21 protein-coding genes are annotated in these 21,258 nt (G+C 63.2%); 20 read left to right on the forward strand and 1 reads right to left on the reverse strand.

Annotated features, from left to right (window positions below; all coding sequences use genetic code 11):
* The first annotated feature begins 126 nt into the window (after window positions 1–126).
* The 15 genes from ftsZ (at window position 127) to AC1C2O_RS00595 (ending at window position 15,490) form a co-directional block, all read left to right on the forward strand.
* Complete coding sequence (gene ftsZ / locus AC1C2O_RS00525; protein WP_495428478.1) at window positions 127–1,272, forward strand: cell division protein FtsZ; 1,146 nt, start codon at window positions 127–129, stop codon at window positions 1,270–1,272.
* Window position 1,273: 1 nt separating this feature from the next.
* Window positions 1,274–1,954, forward strand: a complete 681-nt coding sequence (locus AC1C2O_RS00530; RefSeq protein WP_495428479.1) for a YggS family pyridoxal phosphate-dependent enzyme — start codon at window positions 1,274–1,276, stop codon at window positions 1,952–1,954.
* 40 nt (window positions 1,955–1,994) lie between these two features.
* Window positions 1,995–2,483, forward strand: coding sequence for a cell division protein SepF (locus AC1C2O_RS00535; protein WP_495431632.1), 489 nt, complete (start codon window positions 1,995–1,997; stop codon window positions 2,481–2,483).
* Window positions 2,484–2,495: 12 nt separating this feature from the next.
* Complete coding sequence (locus tag AC1C2O_RS00540; RefSeq protein WP_495431633.1) at window positions 2,496–2,792, forward strand: YggT family protein; 297 nt, start codon at window positions 2,496–2,498, stop codon at window positions 2,790–2,792.
* Window positions 2,793–2,951: 159 nt separating this feature from the next.
* Window positions 2,952–3,593: a DivIVA domain-containing protein gene (locus AC1C2O_RS00545; RefSeq protein WP_495428480.1), complete on the forward strand. Its 642-nt coding sequence runs from the start codon at window positions 2,952–2,954 to the stop codon at window positions 3,591–3,593.
* Between the two features lie 10 nt (window positions 3,594–3,603).
* On the forward strand, window positions 3,604–4,257 hold the full coding sequence (gene lspA / locus AC1C2O_RS00550; protein WP_495428481.1) for a signal peptidase II: 654 nt from the start codon (window positions 3,604–3,606) through the stop codon (window positions 4,255–4,257).
* Window positions 4,258–4,259: 2 nt separating this feature from the next.
* A complete protein-coding gene (locus AC1C2O_RS00555; RefSeq protein ID WP_495428482.1) occupies window positions 4,260–5,180 on the forward strand; it encodes an RluA family pseudouridine synthase in 921 nt (306 codons plus the stop codon).
* 60 nt (window positions 5,181–5,240) lie between these two features.
* Window positions 5,241–5,831, forward strand: a complete 591-nt coding sequence (locus AC1C2O_RS00560) for a GNAT family N-acetyltransferase (RefSeq protein ID WP_495428483.1) — start codon at window positions 5,241–5,243, stop codon at window positions 5,829–5,831.
* Between the two features lie 31 nt (window positions 5,832–5,862).
* Window positions 5,863–6,465: an RNA polymerase sigma factor gene (locus AC1C2O_RS00565; protein ID WP_495428484.1), complete on the forward strand. Its 603-nt coding sequence runs from the start codon at window positions 5,863–5,865 to the stop codon at window positions 6,463–6,465.
* Entirely contained in the window at window positions 6,440–7,495 is a 1,056-nt protein-coding gene (locus AC1C2O_RS00570; RefSeq protein ID WP_495428485.1) for a hypothetical protein, read from the forward strand. Before AC1C2O_RS00565 ends, AC1C2O_RS00570 begins: the two co-directional genes overlap by 26 nt.
* Window positions 7,496–7,741: 246 nt before the next feature.
* On the forward strand, window positions 7,742–11,212 hold the full coding sequence (gene dnaE, locus AC1C2O_RS00575; protein ID WP_495431634.1) for a DNA polymerase III subunit alpha: 3,471 nt from the start codon (window positions 7,742–7,744) through the stop codon (window positions 11,210–11,212).
* A 111-nt stretch (window positions 11,213–11,323) separates the two neighbouring features.
* Entirely contained in the window at window positions 11,324–12,646 is a 1,323-nt protein-coding gene (locus tag AC1C2O_RS00580; protein WP_495428486.1) for a hypothetical protein, read from the forward strand.
* A gap of 1 nt (window position 12,647) precedes the next feature.
* Window positions 12,648–13,961: a histidinol dehydrogenase gene (gene hisD / locus AC1C2O_RS00585; protein ID WP_495428487.1), complete on the forward strand. Its 1,314-nt coding sequence runs from the start codon at window positions 12,648–12,650 to the stop codon at window positions 13,959–13,961.
* 19 nt (window positions 13,962–13,980) lie between these two features.
* Complete coding sequence (gene nrdR, locus AC1C2O_RS00590) at window positions 13,981–14,442, forward strand: transcriptional regulator NrdR (RefSeq protein ID WP_495428488.1); 462 nt, start codon at window positions 13,981–13,983, stop codon at window positions 14,440–14,442.
* A 25-nt stretch (window positions 14,443–14,467) separates the two neighbouring features.
* A complete protein-coding gene (locus AC1C2O_RS00595) occupies window positions 14,468–15,490 on the forward strand; it encodes a quinone-dependent dihydroorotate dehydrogenase (RefSeq protein ID WP_495428489.1) in 1,023 nt (340 codons plus the stop codon).
* 9 nt (window positions 15,491–15,499) lie between these two features.
* Here the strand turns inward: AC1C2O_RS00595 and AC1C2O_RS00600 are convergent, their stop codons facing one another.
* On the reverse strand, window positions 15,500–16,111 hold the full coding sequence (locus AC1C2O_RS00600) for a DUF3043 domain-containing protein (RefSeq protein WP_495428490.1): 612 nt from the start codon (window positions 16,109–16,111) through the stop codon (window positions 15,500–15,502).
* On the opposite strand from AC1C2O_RS00600, the gene AC1C2O_RS00605 reads away from it, so the two are divergent.
* The 5 genes from AC1C2O_RS00605 to AC1C2O_RS00625 all read left to right on the forward strand — a co-directional run bounded on the left by AC1C2O_RS00605 (window position 16,110) and on the right by AC1C2O_RS00625 (window position 21,154).
* Complete coding sequence (locus tag AC1C2O_RS00605; RefSeq protein ID WP_495428491.1) at window positions 16,110–17,519, forward strand: dipeptidase; 1,410 nt, start codon at window positions 16,110–16,112, stop codon at window positions 17,517–17,519. The genes AC1C2O_RS00600 and AC1C2O_RS00605 overlap by 2 nt on opposite strands.
* Window positions 17,520–17,606: 87 nt before the next feature.
* Window positions 17,607–17,969, forward strand: a complete 363-nt coding sequence (gene erpA / locus AC1C2O_RS00610; protein WP_495428492.1) for an iron-sulfur cluster insertion protein ErpA — start codon at window positions 17,607–17,609, stop codon at window positions 17,967–17,969.
* A gap of 96 nt (window positions 17,970–18,065) precedes the next feature.
* Window positions 18,066–18,977 carry an aa3-type cytochrome oxidase subunit II gene (gene ctaC / locus AC1C2O_RS00615; RefSeq protein ID WP_495428493.1) on the forward strand — a complete coding sequence of 304 codons (912 nt, stop codon included), beginning with the start codon at window positions 18,066–18,068 and terminating at the stop codon, window positions 18,975–18,977.
* Window positions 18,978–18,982: 5 nt separating this feature from the next.
* Complete coding sequence (gene ctaD, locus AC1C2O_RS00620) at window positions 18,983–20,716, forward strand: aa3-type cytochrome oxidase subunit I (RefSeq protein ID WP_495428494.1); 1,734 nt, start codon at window positions 18,983–18,985, stop codon at window positions 20,714–20,716.
* A 3-nt stretch (window positions 20,717–20,719) separates the two neighbouring features.
* Window positions 20,720–21,154 carry a cytochrome c oxidase subunit 4 gene (locus AC1C2O_RS00625; protein ID WP_495428495.1) on the forward strand — a complete coding sequence of 145 codons (435 nt, stop codon included), beginning with the start codon at window positions 20,720–20,722 and terminating at the stop codon, window positions 21,152–21,154.
* The last annotated feature ends 104 nt before the right edge of the window (window positions 21,155–21,258 follow it).

The following is a 21,258-nucleotide window of genomic DNA, read 5'->3' on the forward strand; positions in this document are numbered from 1 at the left end:
CTGCGCGTGCGCGCGCAGAGTGCGCCTACCGTCAATCAGAGAACGCAATACCGGGAAATACTTTACACCTCTAGTTGAGGTTTAAAGTTCACACTCTTTCCAGGCTCAACATATCGGAGGCCGGCCATGAGCCAGAACCAGAACTACCTCGCCGTCATCAAGGTCGTCGGCGTCGGCGGTGGCGGAGTCAACGCCGTCAACCGCATGATCGATCTCGGCCTTCGTGGAGTCGAGTTCATCGCTGTCAACACCGACGCACAGGCGCTGCTGATGAGCGACGCCGACGTCAAGCTCGATGTGGGCCGCGAGCTCACCAGGGGTCTCGGCGCTGGTGCTGACCCCGAGGTCGGCCGTCGCGCTGCGGAAGACCACGCCGAAGAGATCGAGCAGGCACTTACGGGTGCTGACATGGTCTTCGTCACCGCTGGTGAAGGTGGCGGCACCGGCACCGGTGGTGCTCCGGTCGTCGCACGCATCGCAAAGTCGATCGGCGCGCTGACCATCGGTGTCGTCACGAAGCCGTTCTCCTTCGAGGGCCGTCGTCGGCAGAGCCAGGCTGAGGCCGGCGTCGCGAAGCTCAAGGAAGAGGTCGACACCCTCATCGTCGTGCCGAACGACCGTCTGCTGGAGATCAGCGACCGCGGCATCTCGATGATTGAGGCTTTCGCCACGGCAGACCAGGTGCTCCTCGCCGGTGTTCAGGGCATCACTGACCTCATCACGACCCCCGGTCTTATCAACCTCGACTTCGCCGACGTCAAGTCAGTCATGCAGGGTGCCGGATCTGCTCTCATGGGTATCGGTTCTGCCCGCGGCGCTGACCGCGCAATCAAGGCTGCTGAGCTTGCTGTCGAGTCTCCGCTCCTCGAGGCATCGATCGAGGGCGCGCACGGCGTGCTGCTATCGATCCAGGGCGGTTCGAACCTCGGCATCTTCGAGATCCACGATGCCGCGGATCTCGTCAAGGAAGCAGCTCACCCCGAGGCGAACATCATCTTCGGAACGGTCATCGACGACACCCTCGGCGACGAGGTGCGCGTCACCGTCATCGCGGCTGGTTTCGACAACGGAGGACCCTCGCTGCGAATCGACCCGATGGTGGTCTCTCGCCCAGCGGCGCCCGCACTGCCGGAGGTCGCGCTGTCGGACTCGGGTGAGCAGAGCACCGCGAAGGATCCCGAGGCCACACAGCCTGCCCCGCGCATCGCCACGACCAGCCTGGAGCCGGCGTTCGCCGACGATGACATCGACATCCCTGAGTTCCTGAAGTAAATTGACTGACCTTGCTGCGCGGCTGTCCGCGATCGACTCACAGATCGCGGATGCCGCGCGCATCGCCGGGCGGGATGTCGCTGACATCACCCGAATCGTGGTGACGAAGTTTCATCCAGCATCCCTCGTGAGTGAGCTGCACGCCCTCGGCGTGCGTGACGTCGGCGAGAACCGCCAGCAGGAGCTTTCTGCGAAGGCAGCCGAGCTGGAACTCGACGGCCTGCGTTGGCATTTCATCGGGCAGGCGCAGACGAACAAGGCTGCCACGATTCGCCGCACTGCTGATGTCGTGCATTCCGTCGACCGAATCAAACTCGCGGACTCACTGCACCGAGCGGCGGAGGATGGTGACGTGCTCGACATGCTCGTGCAGGTCAATCTCACTGACGATCCCGGTCGAGGTGGAGTCGCCCCCGATGAGGCTGAGCGCTTCGCCGAACACATCCTCACGCTCCCGTCACTGCGGCTGCGTGGAGTGATGGGTGTTGCGCCGCTCGATGAGGCTCCTGCATCCGCGTTCGCTCGCCTGCGCGGCATTGCCGACAGCATCCGGCGTGTCGAACCGGATGCCACCTGGATCTCCGCCGGCATGACCGGCGACTTCATCGAGGCGATCGCTGCGGGTGCGACACACCTGCGGATCGGCTCGGCAATCACCGGACCCCGGCCCGACCGGGGTTAACCTCGAAACAGATCAGCCCATGCCAAACACGGAGGACACGATGGGAAACCCGCTGAAGAAGACCATGGTGTACTTGGGCCTCGCCGACGAGGAAGAGGCCTACGAGGAGGAGCTTGCTCCGACGCCTGCACGTGCACATCGTGAGCGTGATCGCGACCGCGATCACGAGCAGGATGAGCCCGCTCCCGCGCCGGTGACTCCGCTGCGTCGTCCGGTCGCTGTTCGTCAGCCCACGGCTGGCACGGTCAACGAGATCCTCACGGTGCACCCCAAGCAGTACCGCGACGCCCAGCTGATCGCGGAGAGCTTCCGCGAGGGCATTCCGGTGATCATCAACCTGTCCCAGATGAGCGATGCTGATGCACGCCGTCTGATCGACTTTGCGAGCGGTCTCTCCCTGGGGCTTTACGGCCGCATCGAGCGGGTCACCAGCAAGGTGTTCCTGCTCTCGCCGGAGAACATCGCTATTTCGGGTCACGGTGGCATTGCGCACGCAGATCCGGAACCTGCGGGCTTCGATCAGTCCTGAACCGTGACAACGCTGGTCTCCGTGATCGCATCGATCATTCATCTGATCCTGCTGATCTACATCTTCGTGCTGTTCGCGCGTCTCATTCTCGAGTACATCCCGCTGTTCAATCGTGAGTGGCGCCCCAAGGGCGCCGGTCTTATCGCAGCCGAACTCGTGTACACCGTGACCGATCCTCCTATCCGGATGTTCCGACGCTTCATTCCTCCGTTGCGGATCGGGACTCTCTCATTGGATTTCGGATTCACTCTCACGATGCTCGGCGTGCTGATTCTGATGTCGATCGTGCGGGCATTCATCTACGTGTAGCCCCCGCCCCATGCGTGCATATATGACTGCTCACATCGCGTCGTCGGCGAGCGGGGACTATGCTTGCACCCAGGCGTGCGCCCCGGGTACGCGCCGAATCAATACCGAGCCATGCTTCAGTCACTGGCCACAGAACTCATCGAAAGAGGAGCCGAGAAAATGGCACTGACCCCGGATGACGTCGTCACCAAACAGTTCCAGCACGTCCGATTCAAGGACGGCTTCGACCCGGATGAGGTTGACGACTTCCTCGACGAGATCGTCGTCGAGTGGCGTAAGGCTCTCGAAGAGAACGCTGAGCTGAAGGCAAAGCTCGCCTCTTACGAGTCTGGCGAAACGCCGGCCGCTGCCGCACCTGTCGCAGAAGAAGCGCCTGCCGTCGTTGACGAGGTTCCTGCCGCCGTTGTCGCTGAATCGGTGTCTGTTGCTGCGGAAGCTCCTGTCGCCGCGGCTCCGTCCGACGCGACCGGTTCGACCACCGCTACTGCCGGCATCATCGCACTCGCTCAGCGTCTGCATGACGAGCACGTTGCCGAGGGCGAAACGAAGAAGAACCAGCTGATCACTGACGCTCAGACCGAGGTCGACCGCATCCGCACTGAGGCGCAGGCCCAGCAGCGCGAAGAGTCGGCCCGCCTCGAGCGCGAGCGCAACACGTTGGAGGCTCGCATCACCGAGCTCCGCAACTTCGAGCGCGACTACCGCACGCAGTTGCGTGGGTACATCGAGGGCCAGTTGCGCGACCTTGATGAGAAGGCGAACTCGACGGACTCCACGCCGGTCTCCGCGATCGGTCTCTAGGTCGTCCCCTTTGCCAGGACGTCGCCAGATTCGTCGGTCGGCGGCCGGTATTATTGTCGCGGTTCTCGCGGCAGTGGTGCTGGCCGCCGATCAGTTTGTGAAGTACCTCACAGTTGAGAACCTTCCGCTTCATGAAGTGGTGCCGGTTCTCGGTGACTTCCTCCAGCTGTACTACGTGCGAAACCCCGGCGCGGCATTCTCGCTCGGCAGCGAGGTGACGTGGATATTCACGATCGCGCTCGCGATCGTTGCGGGGATCATCATCTGGAAGGCCTTCGGGTTGCGCTCGCGTCTGTGGGCGGTCGTTCTCGGCTGTCTGCTGGGCGGAGTGCTGGGAAACCTCACTGACCGACTGCTGCGTGAGCCCGGATTCGGTGTCGGGCACGTTGTCGACATGATCTCGATGCCGTGGATGATGCCGGCGATTTTCAACGTCGCCGACATCTTCATCGTCTGCGGCATGATCTCTGTCGCGCTGCTGGTCGTGCTCGGACTCCGTTTCGACGGCACCCGTGAGAAGGACGATGTCGCTCCCGCGGCAGAGGCTGATTCGGATGCTGCTGATTCGGATGCTGCTGATTCGGATGCTGCGGGTTCGAGTGCCGCGATCGATGCATCCGTCGCTGTCGAGGCTGTTGACGCTGATTCTGACAAAGGCGCCTGAGCGTGGAGTCGCGATCATTGCCCGTTCCTGACGGGCTGGAAGGTGCCCGCGTCGACGCGGCTCTGGCAAAGATGCTCGGCTTCTCCCGAACATTCGCGGCCGAGGTTGCTGAGGCGGGAGGCGTGAGCCTGGACGGCGCCACGCTCGGAAAATCCGACAGGCTTCGCGCCGGTGGATGGCTGATCGTGGAGTGGCAGCCGAAAGAAGAGCCGAAGATCATTCCCATCGTCGTTCCCGAACTCGGGATCGTCTACGACGATGACGACATCATCGTGGTGGACAAGCCGTCAGGCGTCGCCGCACACCCCTCCCAGGGTTGGGAGGGCCCGACTGTGCTCGGTGCTCTCGCCGGGGCAGGATTCCGCGTGGCCACCAGCGGCGCTGCCGAGCGTGCAGGCATCGTTCATCGGCTTGACGTCGGCACGAGCGGCCTCATGGTCGTCGCAAAGAGCGAATCGGCGTACACAGCCCTGAAGCATGCGTTCAAAGAGCGTACGGTCGAGAAGATCTACCACGCGGTCGTGCAGGGGCATCCTGATCCGCTCGCAGGCACGATTGATGCGCCGATCGGACGCCACCCGAGCCATTCGTGGAAGTTTGCAGTCACGCCTTCCGGTAAAGACTCTGTGACGCACTACGAGACGCTCGAGGCGTTCCCTGGAGCGTCGCTGCTGGAGATTCACCTGGAGACCGGGCGCACTCACCAGATTCGCGTGCACATGGCCGCCCACCGGCATCCCTGCGTCGGTGATCCTCTCTATGGGGCCGACCCGACGATCGCGGCCAGGTTGGGACTCACCCGCCAGTGGCTGCACGCTCACAAGCTCGCATTCACGCACCCGGCAACGGGGGAGTGGGTCGAGTTCGAATCGCCATACCCTGACGACTTCGTGCACGCTTTGGATGTTCTGCGCGGCGACTGACTCGCGCTGACTGACGCGGAGTGGCATCCGCTTGTCTGCAGCGTCCGGCACACTGTCTTCATGAGCATGACGGTGCGCCCAGCGACAGTGTTCGACGACGTCGCGACGCTTGTCGGGCCGAAGAAACCGACCTCCAACGTGTGTTTCTGCCTGAGCTACCGAATCGGAAGCAAAGAGAACAACGCGCTGCGAGGCGATGCCAGGGCTGAGCGGATGCGGAAGCTGTGCGATCACGACCCGCCGCCGGGGGTGATCGCTTACCTCGACGACGAGCCTGTGGGATGGGCGGCGATTCATCCGCGACGTGACACGAGTTTCGCGCGAAACCGATTGATTCCAGACGTCGATGACCTCGATGTGTGGTCACTGTGGTGCTTTCGGGTGCGCCCTGGCTATCGCAAGCAGGGGGTGATGCACTCGCTGATCGAGGGCGCCGTCGCATATGCGAAGGACCGCGGCGCACCGGCCGTGGAGGGGTACCCGGTTGACAATGCGGGAGAGCGAGTCGACTTGACGATGATGTATGTCGGCACCAAATCGCTGTTCGAGAAAGCGGGATTCTTTCAGGCCGCGGAGACAAGTTCAGTGCTCAACGGATTCCCTCGCGTCGTGATGAGGCTGGATCTGTCGAAGTCCGCGAAGAAAGTGTGAACTGTCCGGGCGGTGGCGGGCAATACCCAGTGTGAGCACAGACAACGAGATCATCGCGCGGTCGCTCGACGAACCAGGAGCCTTCTCCCAGATCTTCGAACGGCACGTTCGCCCCGTCGGTGGGTACATTCGGCGACGGGTCGGCACGGATGCCGTCGATGATGTCCTCAGCGAGACGTTTCTTGTGGCGTTCCGGCGTCGAGCTTCGTTCGACGGTGCCTGGGAATCGGCATTGCCGTGGCTACTGGGGATCGCGACGCGGCTGGTCAAGAGTCACCGGGCCGCAGAGGCGCGTCAATGGCGCGCTTTCGAGGCGTCTTCTGGTGCGGCGATGCCGAGCGGCATACCGCACGTCGAGTCTGACGACCAGCTCGATGCGCAGGCAGCCTTGCGCGGCCTCGCACCACGGATCGCAGCGTTGTCGACGAAGGATCGAGACACCCTGTTGCTGTACGCCTGGGGAGATCTGACCTACGAACAGGTTGCAGCGGCGCTTGGCGTGCCCGTCGGCACGGTGAGGTCTCGTTTGAATCGCGTTCGTCGCAAGCTCGCACCTCCCGGGTCGCACGGTGCGTCCCGGCTGACCTGGATGGTGAAGGAGGAGAGCGATGTCGCTTACGGAACGAGTTCGTGAGATCGGCGCCGATGAGGCGCAGGCAACAGACGAGAACATCCGAATGGCGCGGAATGCGCTGACGCGGGAGATTGCGCGGAGTCGACGTCCGGAGCGGGTGCGTCGCACAAGGCGCCGCTGGGCGGGAATAGGAATCGGCGGGTTGGTGGCCGGCGTCGCAGCGACCGCCATCGTCGTGGGGTCGGTGGTGGCTCCAGTGGAAGCGCCGAGTGCGTCGGCGGCCGAGGTGTTGAACGAGGCGGCGGATGCCACGCTGCACGCCTCCGTGCTCGATCCGGCTCCAGGACAGTACATCCGCATCCAAGAGGTGTCGACGCAGACGCTGGGCTGGACTCCGGATCCAAGCGCTGCCGAGCGGGGATTTCTCGACAGTCGCGGCTCGGCGACGGAAGCGACGGTACGCGAGACTCGATCGCTGTACGTGCCTGCGGATCGGGCGCAGGACTGGGTGGAGGACTACGACGAGTCGACCGAGATTCTCTCGATCTCCGGTCCCGAGGCGGACGATGCCCGAGCCGTGCTCGAGTCCGAAGGAGCTGGACCGGGAATGGGCGTGCAGGTGTATCCAGGCGGCGTCTACAGCCTGACCGGTGTCGGTGCCGAAGGGGTCGAACCGGAGGACATCCACTATTTCCACCGCAATGCGTTGGACTGCTATTACGACGACATGCCGCGCGACGCCAAACTTTTGGTCGAGTGGCTCGACACCTACGACCACGAGTACCTGTCATCGTGTTCGCCGCCGCGGCTCGGCGAGCCAATTGAGTTCAACCTCGCGCCCGCGGAGCTGCGGGCTGCGATGTTCCAGGCGCTCGCGCTCGTGGATGGCGCCGAGGTGGTGCGAGTGGACGGCGATATCACCACGATCGCCTTCCCCGAGGGCGGCGAGAGCGACTGGATGCAGACAGTCGATGTGGATACGACAAAGGGGCTGATAGTCGGTCGCGGTGATCTTGAGGAGGGCAGCTGGTCCAGCAGAGTTATCGTGACTGTCATCGATGAGATCCCGGCATCCGTGAAGATTCCCTGACGGACACGCGTATGACCGTCCCCGTCGTCGACGCGGCGCCGTAGCTGCAGCATCCGATCGGGCTGTCCCGAGATCAGGAGCTATTACCGAGATCAGGAGGTTTCCGGGGAAATCTCCTGATCTCGGGACGACCTCCTGATCTCGGCGCTACTCCATATCAAAACCTCGACGTCTGTGCCCCGACGTAGACTCGAATACGTGGCATCCGACTCCTTCGTTCATCTTCACGTGCACAGCGAATACTCGATGCTGGATGGCGCCGCGAAGATCGCCTCCATGACGAAAGCGGCCGCTGATTACGGCATGCCGGCCATCGCTGTCACCGATCACGGCAACACCTTCGCGGCCTTCGAGTTCTACAACGCGGCGAAGAACGCCGGAGTGAAACCGATCATCGGGCTCGAGGCCTACGTCACTCCGGGCACCCACCGCAGCGACAAGACTCGAGTGGCCTGGGGCTCGCCCGATCAGAAGCGCGATGACGTGTCCGGTTCCGGCGCGTACACCCACATGACCATGTGGAGCCAGAGCACAGAGGGCATGCACAACCTGTTCCGCCTCAGCTCACTGGCGAGCTTGGAAGGGCAGTATTTCAAGCCCCGCATGGATCGTGAGCTCCTGCAGACCTACGGCAAGGGGCTTATCGCCACGACCGGATGCCCGTCCGCCGAGATCCAGACCCGCATTCGTCTCGGCCAGTATGACGAGGCTCGCGCCGCGGCAGCCGAATTCCAGGACATCTTCGGCAAAGAGAACTACTTCGCCGAGATCATGGATCACGGACTCTCCATCGAGCGTCGTGTGATGACGGACCTACTGCGACTGTCGAAGGACCTCGGCATTCCGCTAGTCGGCACGAACGACTCGCACTACACGCACCAGCACGAGGCAGACGCTCACGAAGCGCTGCTGTGCGTGCAGTCCGGCTCGACGCTCGATGACCCGAACCGCTTCAAATTCGACGGCGACGGGTACTACATCAAAACCGCGCAGGAGATGCGTCAGCTCTTCCGCGACAACCCGGAGGCATGCGACAACACCCTGCTGATCGCAGAGCGCTGCGAGGTCGAGTTCAACACCTCGGCGAACTACATGCCACGCTTCCCTGTGCCAGAAGGTGAAACCGAGGACAGCTGGCTGATCAAAGAGGTCGAGGCAGGGCTCCACTACCGGTACCCGTCCGGCATTCCGGACAAGGTTCGCAAGCGTGCCGAGTACGAGACCGACATCATCCTGCAGATGGGGTTCCCCGGCTACTTCCTCGTGGTCGCCGACTTCATCAACTGGGCCAAGAACAACGGCATCCGCGTTGGTCCTGGTCGTGGTTCCGGTGCCGGCTCCATGGTCGCCTACGCGATGAAGATCACCGACCTCGACCCGATTGAGCACGGACTCATCTTCGAGCGCTTCCTCAACCCTGATCGCGTCTCGATGCCTGACTTCGACGTCGACTTCGATGACCGGCGCCGCGGCGAGGTCATCGACTACGTCACCGAAAAGTACGGCTCAGAGCGGGTGGCGCAGATCGTCACCTACGGCACCATCAAGTCAAAGCAGGCGCTGAAGGATGCCGGGCGTGTGCTCGGCTTCCCGTTCAGCATGGGCGATCGACTCACCAAGGCGATGCCGCAGCCCGTGATGGGAAAGGACATGCCGCTGACCGGCATGTTCGACTCCGCGCATCCGCGCTACAAGGAAGCCAGCGAATTCCGTGCGCTTATCGAGACCGATCCGGAGGCGAAGACGGTCTTCGACCGTGCTCTGGGGCTCGAGGGGCTGAAGCGCCAGTGGGGCGTGCACGCGGCCGGTGTCATCATGTCGAGCGAGCCGATCATCGACATCGTCCCGATCATGCGCCGCGAGCAGGACGGTCAGATCGTCACGCAGTTCGACTATCCGTCATGTGAAAGCCTCGGCTTGATCAAGATGGACTTCCTCGGGCTCCGCAACCTCACGATCATCTCCGACGCCCTCGATAACATCCGCGCGAACAAGGGTGAGGATGTCGATCTCGAACACCTCGAGCTCGACGATCAACCGGCGTACGACCTGCTCTCGCGCGGTGACACACTGGGTGTGTTCCAGCTCGACGGCGGACCGATGCGCTCACTGCTTCGGCTGATGAAGCCTGACAACTTCGAGGACATTTCAGCCGTCATCGCGCTGTACCGACCTGGGCCCATGGGTGCGAACTCGCACACCAATTACGCCCTGCGCAAGAACAACCTGCAGCCGATCACCCCGATCCATCCTGAGCTTGAAGAGCCGCTCAAGGACATCCTGGACACGAGTTATGGCCTGATCATCTATCAGGAGCAGGTCATGGCGATCGCGCAGAAGGTCGCAGGCTTCAGCCTCGGTCAGGCAGATATTCTCCGCCGCGCGATGGGTAAGAAGAAGAAGTCCGAACTGGACAAGCAGTACGAGGGCTTCGCAGGCGGCATGAAGGAGCGCGGCTTCGGCGAAGCAGCAGTCAAGGCGCTCTGGGAGATTCTGCTGCCCTTCTCGGACTACGCCTTCAATAAGGCGCACTCCGCCGCGTACGGTCTCGTCTCGTACTGGACCGCGTATCTCAAAGCGCATTTCCCGGCCGAGTACATGGCCGCGCTGCTGACGAGCGTCGGCGACTCCAAAGACAAGATGGCGATCTACCTCAACGAGTGTCGCCGTATGGGCATCAAGGTACTGCCGCCTGATGTGCGCGAGTCGATCAACTTCTTCGCCGCAGTCGGGGAGGACATCCGCTTCGGCCTCGGTGCTGTGCGAAACGTCGGCAGCAACGTCGTCGATGGCATCGTCGAATCGCGCAAGAAGGAGAATTTCGACTCCTTCCACGACTTCCTCAAGAAGGTGCCGCTGCACGTCTCGAACAAGCGCACCGTCGAATCTCTGATCAAGGCTGGCGCCTTCGACTCAATGGGCGACACGCGTCGTGCGCTCATGGAGATCCATGAGGATGCCACAGAAGCAGCCGTCGATCAGAAGCGCAAGGAAGCTCAGGGAGCCATCGGCTTCGACTTCGACAGCCTTTATGACGCTGTGGAAGAGACGATCCCGGCGAAGGTTCCTGACCGGCCGGAGTGGATCAAGAAGGACAAACTCGCCTTCGAGCGCGAGATGCTCGGGCTGTATGTCTCCGACCATCCGCTCGCGGGGCTAGAGGTTCCGCTCGCGAAGCACGCCTCTATTTCGATCCACAATCTGCTCGCCTCAGAGGACCTCCAAGACGGCGACCAGGTCACCGTCGCGGGGCTTGTCACCAGCGTTCAGCATCGGGTGGCGAAGGCCAGCGGAAATCCCTACGGCATGATCACCGTCGAGGACTTCAACGGCGAGGTCACCGTGATGTTCATGGGCAAGACCTACACCGAGTACCAGCACACGCTGCAGCAGGATGCCATTCTGGCGGTGCGCGGACGCATCTCGCGCCGTGACGATGGACTGAACCTGCACGGGCAATCGGCATTCAGCCCAGACATCGGCTCCTTCGATACCGCGGGTCCCCTCTCGCTGGTTCTCGCGGAGCAGCGTGCGACCGAGCGGGTGATGCATGATCTGGCAGAGGTGCTGCGTCGACACAATGGCGAGACAGAGGTCATTCTCCGGGTGCATCGCGGTAGAACGGCCAAGATATTCGACGTGCCGATGCCGGTAAAGGTAACTGCCGATCTATTCGGTGACCTGAAGTCGTTGCTGGGTCCCGCCTGCCTCGGCTGAGGCGCCATCCGAAGTCACGCAGACGAGGCGTACGGGCGCACCAGGTAATATCGGGACGCGTTGGACGCGCCGGATCCGATGGTGCGCACCAAATGGAAAGGATCTCGCTTCATGAGTACTGATTCCCCTGACGAGCCCTTCAACGACGAGCCCTTCAACGACGAGCCCTTCAACGACGAGGACGGCGTCCTCTATGACGAAGAGGTCGCACCGGAGTACGGCATCCTCGGCTTCACCCTGCGCGAGATTCTTGTCGTCGCAGTGTGGTTGGTCGCTTTCATCACTTCGTTCTTCCCGCTGTACCCGCAACTGAGCAGCAGCACCATCTGGATGGCGGGGATCTCCTGGATCCTGCCGATCGGGCTGCCCACCGTTGCCGTATTCCTCATTGTTCTGCGCAGGCTCTCCCCTGAGGGAATCCGCCGAGTCGGGTCACTGGGTATCGATCAGTTCGCATCAGTCGCGTTCTCCGTTTCCGCGATCTCCTGGGCGAGTGCTCAGTGGGAGATCTTCTCTGCAGGGGCGGGGCGGGGCTACTTCACGTTGAGCTGGGTGACGATCGTGCAGTCCATCGCGATGCTGGCACTCGTCGTACTCACGGTGTTTGCGCCGCTCATCCCTGGGCTGCGTGAGGACTTCCGTGGCCGCTTGGTCACTCTCTCGCATCGCAATGCGAACCCGGTGCGCCCGGTCATCGCGCGGCCGCGCCCTGCCCCGGCCGACTCGGTCCCGGCCGACTCGGTCCCGGTCGGCTCGGTCCCGGTCGGCTCGGCCCCGGCGGGCTCGGCCCCGGCGGGCGAGTCTGTTGAAGGACGCGCGACCGATGACAGCGCGCTTTCTACCGCAGACGAGCCTGTGCTCGACGCGGAGCCATCCATGCAGAACGACACCGACGAGATCGCGCATCTCGGCTTGGCGAGCAGCGTGCCGTTGACATCACATGCATCGGGTGGGGAGCTCGGCACGGTGAACGATGCCGGGGAAAGCGGCTACGTTCCCAGCTATGCCCGCTCGTCACGCGGTCAGGACGAAGCAGAATCGGATGCCGCGCCGGTAGCCGATGTTGAGCCGGCAGCGAATGCCGAGCCGGTGGCCGAAGTCCAGCCGGCAGTAGGTGCCGAGCCTGCAGTGAATGCTGAGCCGGCAGCGAACGTCGAGCCGGCAGTCGAAGTTGAGCCGGTGGGCGAAGTTGAGCCTGCGGCCGAAGCTGAGCGAGAAGAGCCGTACGCGCAACCCATCGCTGACGCACAGCCGTTCTGGGCGCTCGCGCCCACCGAGCGCGATGTTTTCGATGCGCGTGGCGAGCCGCTATTCCGGATCGGCCCGGATGCCTGGGCTCTCGTCATCGAAGACCGTGGCGGTGCCTACGTGGTTCGCCATGACGACGGGCGCATCGGTTACCTGCACGACATTGAAGACATTACGAAAGGCTGAAGTGCGCACGATTGATCTGCGAGGGCAGCAACTCTCGCCGGCAGACATGCTCGCCGCCGCTCCCCGCGCCACGCAGGCGCGGGCGGAGGCATTGGAGACCGCAGCGCGGATCGTGGAAGACGTGCGTGCACGCGGCGAGGACGCCCTGCGGGAGCAGGCCGAGCGATTCGACCGCGTCACCGGCCATGCCATTCGCGTTCCCGCCGAGCACATCGCGGAGGCGCTCGCATCCGTCGATCCCATCGTGCGCACGGCACTGGAAGAGGCGATCCGCCGAGTGCGCCAGGGCTCTGCAGCACAGGTGCCTGCATCCCAAACCACAGTGATCGGGACGGGAGCCCGGATCGTCCAGCGCTGGCAGCCTGTCAGCCGCGCCGGCGTGTACATTCCGGGCGGCAAGGCTCCGCTCGCCTCGAGTGTCGTGATGAACGTGGTTCCCGCGCAGGTCGCCGGCGTCACCAGCATCGCACTCGCCTCCCCGCCGCAGGCGGACGGACGGATCCACCCGAACATCCTCGCCGCGGCCGGCCTCCTCGGTGTCTCGGAGATCTACGCCATCGGAGGAGCTGGCGCGATCGGCGCTCTTGCATGGGGAGTCCCGGCCATCGGGCTCGACCCTGTCGATGTCGTCTCCGGCCCGGGCAACAACTACGTCGCCTCCGCCAAGCGTGCAGTCGCCGGAGTCGTCGGCACCGATTCCGAAGCCGGCGCGACAGAGATCCTGATCGTCGCGGATGCTGCGGCGGATGCGCGTCTGATCGCTGCTGACCTCGTGAGTCAAGCGGAGCACGACGAGCAGGCATCCGCTGTTCTCGTCACCGACGATGAAACGCTGGCTGAGCGTGTGGTCACAGAGGTTGCAGCGTTCGCGGCAGCGACCCGACACAGCGAGCGTGTCGCGGTGTCTCTGGCAGGTCCGCAGTCGGCGATCGTTCTGGTCGATGATCGCGCCATGGCGACGGCGTTCAGCAACGCCTATGCCCCAGAACACCTCGAACTGCACCTTGTCGATGCAGAGGCCGCGGCATCCGATTTCACCAGCGCAGGCGCGGTCTTCGTGGGAGACCAGACGCCGGTGAGCCTGGGCGACTACATGGCGGGAAGTAACCACGTTCTCCCGACCGGAGGGCAGGCGCGCTACGCGCCAGGTCTCGGCGCGTACACGTTCCTTCGCCCGCAACAGGTGATCTCCTACGATCACGCCGCCCTGGCCGCGGTGCGCGCCGGGGTCGTTGCGCTAGCGAACGCTGAGGTGCTCCCCGCTCACGGCGAGGCCATAGATGCACGGTTCGTATCCGAGTCCGTACAGGACTGAGCGAGTACGCTGTAACATCATGCACTGCCCCTTCTGCCGCCATCCCGATTCGCGCGTCATCGACTCTCGTACGAGCGACGATGGCCTCTCTATTCGTCGGCGCCGGCAATGCCCGGAGTGTGGCGGTCGTTTCAGTACGACCGAAACCGCCAGTCTCAACGTGATCAAGCGGTCGGGCGTCATGGAGCCGTTCAGTCGCGAGAAGGTGATCGCTGGCGTTCGGAAGGCGTGTCAGGGACGCCCGGTGACAGAAGCGGACCTCGCTATTCTGGCTCAACGAGTCGAAGAGGCGGTGCGTCAGACAGGCGTCTCGCAGCTGGACGCGAATGAGATCGGCCTGTCGATTCTTGGGCCTCTCCGGGACCTCGACAAGGTCGCATACCTGCGCTTCGCGAGTGTTTACCAGGCGTTCGAGTCGTTGGAAGACTTCGAGAGCGCCATCGGTGATCTGCGTGCAGATCATGCAGCGGCAGGGAAATAGCCCGCCGACCGGTAATCTGGCAGGGATGTATCCGCTGCTCTTTCGCGCCGTTCTTTCGCGCTTCGACCCCGAGTTCGCCCACCACGCCGGGATGGTGGTGATCCGTGTGCTCGGCGTTCCGCCATTCTCATGGGTTACGCGCGCGATCACCGCGCCACCCGCAGAACAGAAGGTGAGCGCGCTGGGGCTCACCTTCGATTCGCCTTTCGGCGTCGCAGCAGGCTTCGACAAGAACGCTGTCGGCGTGCGGGGTTTTGCGGCGCTCGGCTTCGGCCACGTCGAGGTGGGCACCCTGACGGCGATCCCGCAAGACGGCAACCCCCGGCCGCGTCTGTTCCGTTTGGTGGCGGATCGTGCCGTCATCAATCGGATGGGCTTCAACAACGAAGGGGCGGATGCCGCGGCACATCGCCTGGAGAAGCTGCGGCGCCGTCGCCCGAAGACGGTCATCGGCGTCAACATCGGCAAGAGCCGTGTCGTCGAGGTGGAAGATGCAACGGCCGACTACGTCGCGAGCGCGAAGAAGCTCGCACCGCTGGCTGACTATCTGGCGGTCAACGTCTCCTCGCCGAACACGCCTGGCCTTCGCGGCCTGCAAGCGGTCGAGACGCTGGCGCCGCTACTTCGCGCGGTGAAGGATGCTGCAGGGGTCACGCCGCTGTTGGTAAAGATCGCGCCCGATCTGCCCGACGAAGAGATCACCGCAATCGCGCGGCTCGCCGTCGCCGAGGGGCTCGACGGGATCATCGCGCACAACACCACGATCGACCGTGAGGGACTCACAACGGATGCCGCTGTCGTGGAGGCGGCGGGTGCTGGCGGGCTTTCTGGGGCGCCGCTGCGCGAGCGCTCGATGGAGGTGCTCCGTGTGGTCCGCGCCGCCGTGCCGAATGAGTTCTGTGTGATCTCCGTCGGGGGAGTGGAGACGGCATCCGACGTGCGAGAACGGCTGGACGCCGGTGCCACCCTCGTGCAGGGATACACCGCGTTCCTCTACCGCGGGCCGCTCTGGGCGCGTCAGATCAACCGCGGCTTGCGCCGGGGCTGAGCCGCCGCGTCACTCCGGGTACTGGCGGCGCTTGACCTGAGGCTTGGGCAGACGCATGAAACGCATCTGGAGCGAGCGCATCGCGGCATACCAGCCGAGACCCTTCTCCAGCCGGTCTTTGCCGAACTTCGCTGCGGCCTTCCGCTTCACGCGCATGCCGAGCAGGATCATGTCGATCACTGCAACGACGATGAACGCCCACAAGCCGGCGAACGCGAAGAACGAGAATGTGGGGTCTGGCACGAGCGAGACCAGGATGACGACGACCATGAGCGCCATCACCCATTCGGAGACATGCCAGCCTGCATCGACGTAGTCGCGCACCCAACGGCGCTGCGGCCCCTTGTCACGCGCAGGAAGGTATCGGTCCTCACCCGCTGCCATCCCGGCCTGGGCGCGATCGCGCTGCTCGCGCAACTGCAGCTTCGCTGCGGCGCGGGCTTCTTTGGTGTCAGCCACGAGGGGGCGACGACGGGCAGCTTCCTGCTCGGCGCGACTGGGCGTCGGCCGTCCCTTGCCGACGGCCGGCGTCTCGGCGGAGTCGTCGGGTGTCGATGGGGTGGAAGTGGCCACGAGGCTCCTCGGGTAGAGAACAGGGATCGGCCTTAAGATTACTCGCATGACATCCGTCCAGCCCAATGCAGACCCTGCCATCGAATCCGCTGTCGCTGAGGCAGTGGCCATCGGCATCCCTTCAGCGCTGTCCGATCTCGGTGATCTGGTGCGAATTCCCGGTATTGCCTGGCCGTCGTTCGACCAGACACAGCTCGTGCGCAGTGCGGAGCATGTTGCGGCACTCGCCACCGAAACGGGTGTTTTCGACGAGGTTCGCGTGCTCCGCGCTGCGATTGCAGGCACAGACGAGTTCGGTCAGCCCGCAGTGCTCGCGACGAGGGCAGCACGCGGCGGCAAGCCCACGATTCTGCTGTACGCGCACCACGATGTGCAGCCTCCAGGAGCCGACGAGCTCTGGGAAACGCCTCCGTTCGAACCAACCGTGCGTGACGGCCGGCTCTACGGGCGAGGCGCTGCGGATGACAAGGCTGGGATCATGGCGCACATCGCCTCGCTACGCGCCGTCTCCGAAGTACTCGGCGATGACCTCGATCTCGGTGTCTCGATGTTCATCGAGGGGGAGGAAGAGTACGGCTCCGCCTCTTTTGCACAGTTCCTCAGCGACAACCTCGATGCCCTTCGTGCCGACGTCATCGTGGTTGCCGACTCCGGCAACTGGGATGCCACGACACCCGGCCTTACCGTCTCGCTGCGCGGGAACGCACGCTTCACGCTGAAGGTGCGGACTCTTGAGCACGCCTCACACTCCGGCATGTTCGGGGGAGCGGTGCCCGACGCGATGATGGCGACCGTCCGATTGCTCTCGACCCTCTGGGACGCAGATGGCGCCGTGGCGGTCGAAGGGATGACGCAGCGCGACACGCCCACTCCGGAGTACTCCGAAGAGACGCTGCGCGACGAAGCAGGGCTGTTGCCTGACACGGCCCCGATCGGGCGGGACAGCATCCTCAGCCGAATCTGGAACAAGCCAGCCGTCACCATCATCGGAATCGACGCGACCGACGTGGCTTCGGCATCCAACACCCTGCTCCCTGAAGTGAGCGTGGTCATCAGTGCGCGCGTCGCACCGGGGCAGTCTGGCGAAGAGGCATACGCGGCACTCGAGCAGCACCTGCGCTCGAATGCGCCGTTCGGAGCTGAACTCACATTCTCCGACATTGATCTCGGCAACGGATTCCTTGTCGACACCAACGGCTGGGCGGTCAGTCTGGCTCGCCAGGCCATGGCAGACGGATACGGAGCGGACCCGGTGGACCTCGGCGTCGGCGGATCGATTCCGTTCATCGCCGATCTGGTGCGGGAGTTCCCCGCTGCGCAGATTCTCGTCACTGGGGTGGAAGACCCGCACGCGCGTGCGCACAGCCCTAATGAATCTCTGCACCTCGACACATTCCGGCACGCAGTCGCGACGGAGGCGCTGCTTCTGACCCGCATGAATGAGATCACTCTCTGATCAACCCGACTTCGGCGCCGTATCGCGCGGCCGAAGGTAGAATCAGAGCAACCAGCCGCGTGCGTGCGGCCTGTCATAAGGAGCGACATGAGCGACACCACACTGACCACGGAGACCTCAACGGCCCACGGCATCAAACTGACTGATGCTGCGGCGACCAAGGTGAAGAACCTTCTCGAGCAGGAGGGACGTGAGGATCTGCGTCTGCGCGTCGCAGTTCAGCCGGGCGGATGCTCTGGCCTCATCTACCAGCTCTACTTCGACGAGCGCTACCTCGATGGCGACGAGACCGTTGATTTCGATGGCGTCGAGGTCATCGTCGACAACATGAGCGTGCCTTACCTCGATGGCGCATCGATTGATTTCAAGGACACGATTTCCGAGCAGGGGTTCACGATCGACAACCCGAATGCTGGCGGTAGCTGCGCCTGTGGAGACAGCTTCCACTGAGTGTCAGCCGTGCCAAGCCTGCGTGGTTGGCATGAATCAGGTGTGAGCTTGCCCTAGACTTGGCTAAGCCCTGTCCGCGATATTGAAAGGTGAATCGTGCCCTCGAAACGCCGCCTTCGTTGGGCCGCAATTCCAGTAGGAGTTGCGGCAGCCGTGGTTCTGGCGGGATGTTCTCCCACCGAACTACACGGATTCCTCCCGGGCTTCGTGGAAGACGGCACTGCCGCCACGAACCAGACCGACCGTGTTGCGGGACTCTGGGTGAACTCCTGGATTGTTCTCCTCATTGTCGGCATGATCACGTGGGCGCTGATGGGGTGGGCCGCAGTCGCGTACCGTCGCCGCAAGGGCCAGACCGGTCTGCCGGTGCAGATGCGCTACAACATGCCGATCGAGATCTTCTACACGATCATCCCGTTGATCCTCGTCATGGGCATGTTCTTCTTCACAGCCCGCGACCAGGCGTCGATCGAGACGCAGTGGGACGACCCGGATGTCGAGATCACCGCGATCGGCAAGCAGTGGGCGTTTGACTTCATGTACGCCGGCGAAGACGACGATCTGTCTGACGCAGTGTGGACCATGGGCGTTCAGGCTCAGGCTGACGCGAACGGCGACGTCGACGTCGCAGAGCTGCCGACGCTGGTGCTCCCCGTCGATCAGAAGGTGCACATCAGCCTGCAGTCGCGTGATGTAATCCACTCGTTCTGGATCATTGACTTCCTCTACAAGAAGGACATGTACATCGGGAAGGACAACTCCTGGTCCTTCATCCCGACGCGTGTCGGCGAGTATGCCGGCAAGTGCGCTGAGCTCTGCGGCGAGTACCACTCGATGATGCTCTTTAACGTGAAGGTCGTAGAGCAAGACGAATACGACGCGTATCTCGACTCGCTTCGCGACGAGGGCAACACGGGCGATATCACAGACGCTTACGACCGTCTCAACAACTTCCCGGGCACTGGCGCATCCACGTCCGAGACGGACTCCGAGGAACAGGGAGAATAAGCCTCATGTCGACCAATTCCGCAACCGGAGCGCGTCCTACCGCCACACCGGCACGTCAGGCAGCTCTGCTGAGCTCCTCGCGTACCGAGCAGAAGGGCAACATCGTCGTCAAGTGGATCACGTCCACTGACCACAAGACGATCGGGTACATGTACCTGATCGCATCTGTGCTGTTCTTCCTCCTCGGCGGTGTGATGGCTCTCATCATCCGTGCCGAGCTGTTCGCTCCTGGGATGCAGATCGTCCCCACGAAGGAGCAGTACAACCAGCTGTTCACGATGCACGGCACGATCATGCTGCTCATGTTCGCGACGCCACTGTTCGCCGGCTTCGCAAACGCGATCCTGCCGCTGCAGCTCGGCGCTCCTGACGTGGCGTTCCCGCGTCTGAACGCCTTCGCATTCTGGCTGTTCCTCTTCGGCTCGATCATCGCCGTCGCCGGATTCCTCACGCCGCAGGGTGCAGCCTCCTTCGGATGGTTCGCTTACCAACCGCTCGCGAACGCGACGTTCTCGCCGGGCGTGGGTGGAAACCTGTGGATGGTCGGCCTCGGCATGTCCGGTTTCGGCACGATCCTCGGTGCGGTGAACTTCATCACCACAGTCATCACCATGCGCGCTCCTGGCATGACGATGTGGCGCATGCCGATCTTCTCCTGGAACGTTCTCGTCACCAGCCTGCTGATCCTGATGGCATTCCCGGTTCTTGCGGCCGCGATCTTCGCAGCAGCTGCCGACCGCATCCTCGGTGCACACATCTATGATCCGGCCAATGGTGGCGTGCTTCTCTGGCAGCACCTGTTCTGGTTCTTCGGTCACCCTGAGGTGTACATCATCGCGTTGCCGTTCTTCGGCATCGTGTCGGAGATCTTCCCGGTGTTCAGCCGCAAGCCGATCTTCGGCTACAAGACGCTGATTTATGCAACGATCGCGATCGCGGCGCTCTCGGTTGCCGTGTGGGCGCACCACATGTACGTGACCGGCGGCGTGCTGCTGCCGTTCTTCGCGCTGATGACCATGCTCATTGCGGTGCCGACGGGTGTGAAGATCTTCAACTGGATCGGCACGCTCTGGCGAGGGTCCGTGACCTTCGAGACGCCGATGGTTTTCGCCCTCGGCTTCCTGGTGTCGTTCGTCTTCGGTGGTCTGACCGGTGTCATCCTCGCGGCTCCGCCGCTGGACTTCCACCTCAGCGACTCGTACTTCGTCGTCGCTCACTTCCACTACGTGGTCTTCGGCACCGTCGTGTTCGCCATGTTCGCCGGTTTCTACTTCTGGTGGCCAAAGTGGACCGGACGCATGCTCAACGAGCGTCTCGGTTACGTGCACTTCTGGATGCTGTTCATCGGCTTCCACATGACGTTCCTCATCCAGCACTGGTTGGGCGTCGACGGAATGGTGCGTCGCTACGCGGACTACTCGGAAGCTGACGGCTGGACCTGGGGCAACCAGGTGTCGACCATCGGTGCGATTATCCTTGGTGCCTCGATGCTGCCGTTCTTCCTGAACGTCTGGATCACCGCGCGCAAGGCGCCCAAGGTCATGGTCAACGACCCGTGGGGCTACGGTGGATCGCTCGAGTGGGCGACTAGCTGCCCGCCGCCGCGCCACAACTTCACGTCGATCCCGCGCATCCGTAGTGAGCGTCCTGCGTTCGATCTGAACCACCCTGAGGCTGCAGAGCACCCGGTTGAGGCACCCGTGCCTGTACTTGCCGGTGCGAGCGGAGAGGCCAAGTAAGCCATGCGTTCAAATGTTGTTCTCTGGTGGGTCCTCACCGTCTTCTTCCTCGTCGTCGCCGCGACGTACACCATCTGGCACATCGTTGCGTATCCCGAACTCGTCGGTGCCGCCAAGGTGGAGTGGGTCGGTTCGGTAGCACTGCTGTTCGCTGCCTTCATGGGCGCGATGGTCGCCGTTTACCTGCAGCGTACGCACAAGGCGCAGGGTGGAGAGCTGCCGGAAGACATCCTCACCGCCGATATCGACGACGGCGATCCTGAGCTTGGTGAGTACAGCCCCTGGTCATGGTGGCCGATCATTCTCGCCTCATCCGCAGCAGTGTTCCTCGTCGGCATGGCCGTCGGTCACTTCCTGCTGCCGATCGGTGTAGCGATCTTCGCGGTCGCCATCGTCGGCTGGGTGTACGAGTACTACCGCGGACACTTCGCTCGCTAAGTTCTGAGCAGTCTACGAAGAAGGCCCCTGGATGAGTCCAGGGGCCTTTTTCGTGTGCGGAGTGGTCACGCGGGGCCGGGAGGTGTCGCAGTTGGTCGCCTCGT

The organism is Microbacterium sp. Y355 (assembly GCF_059445345.1).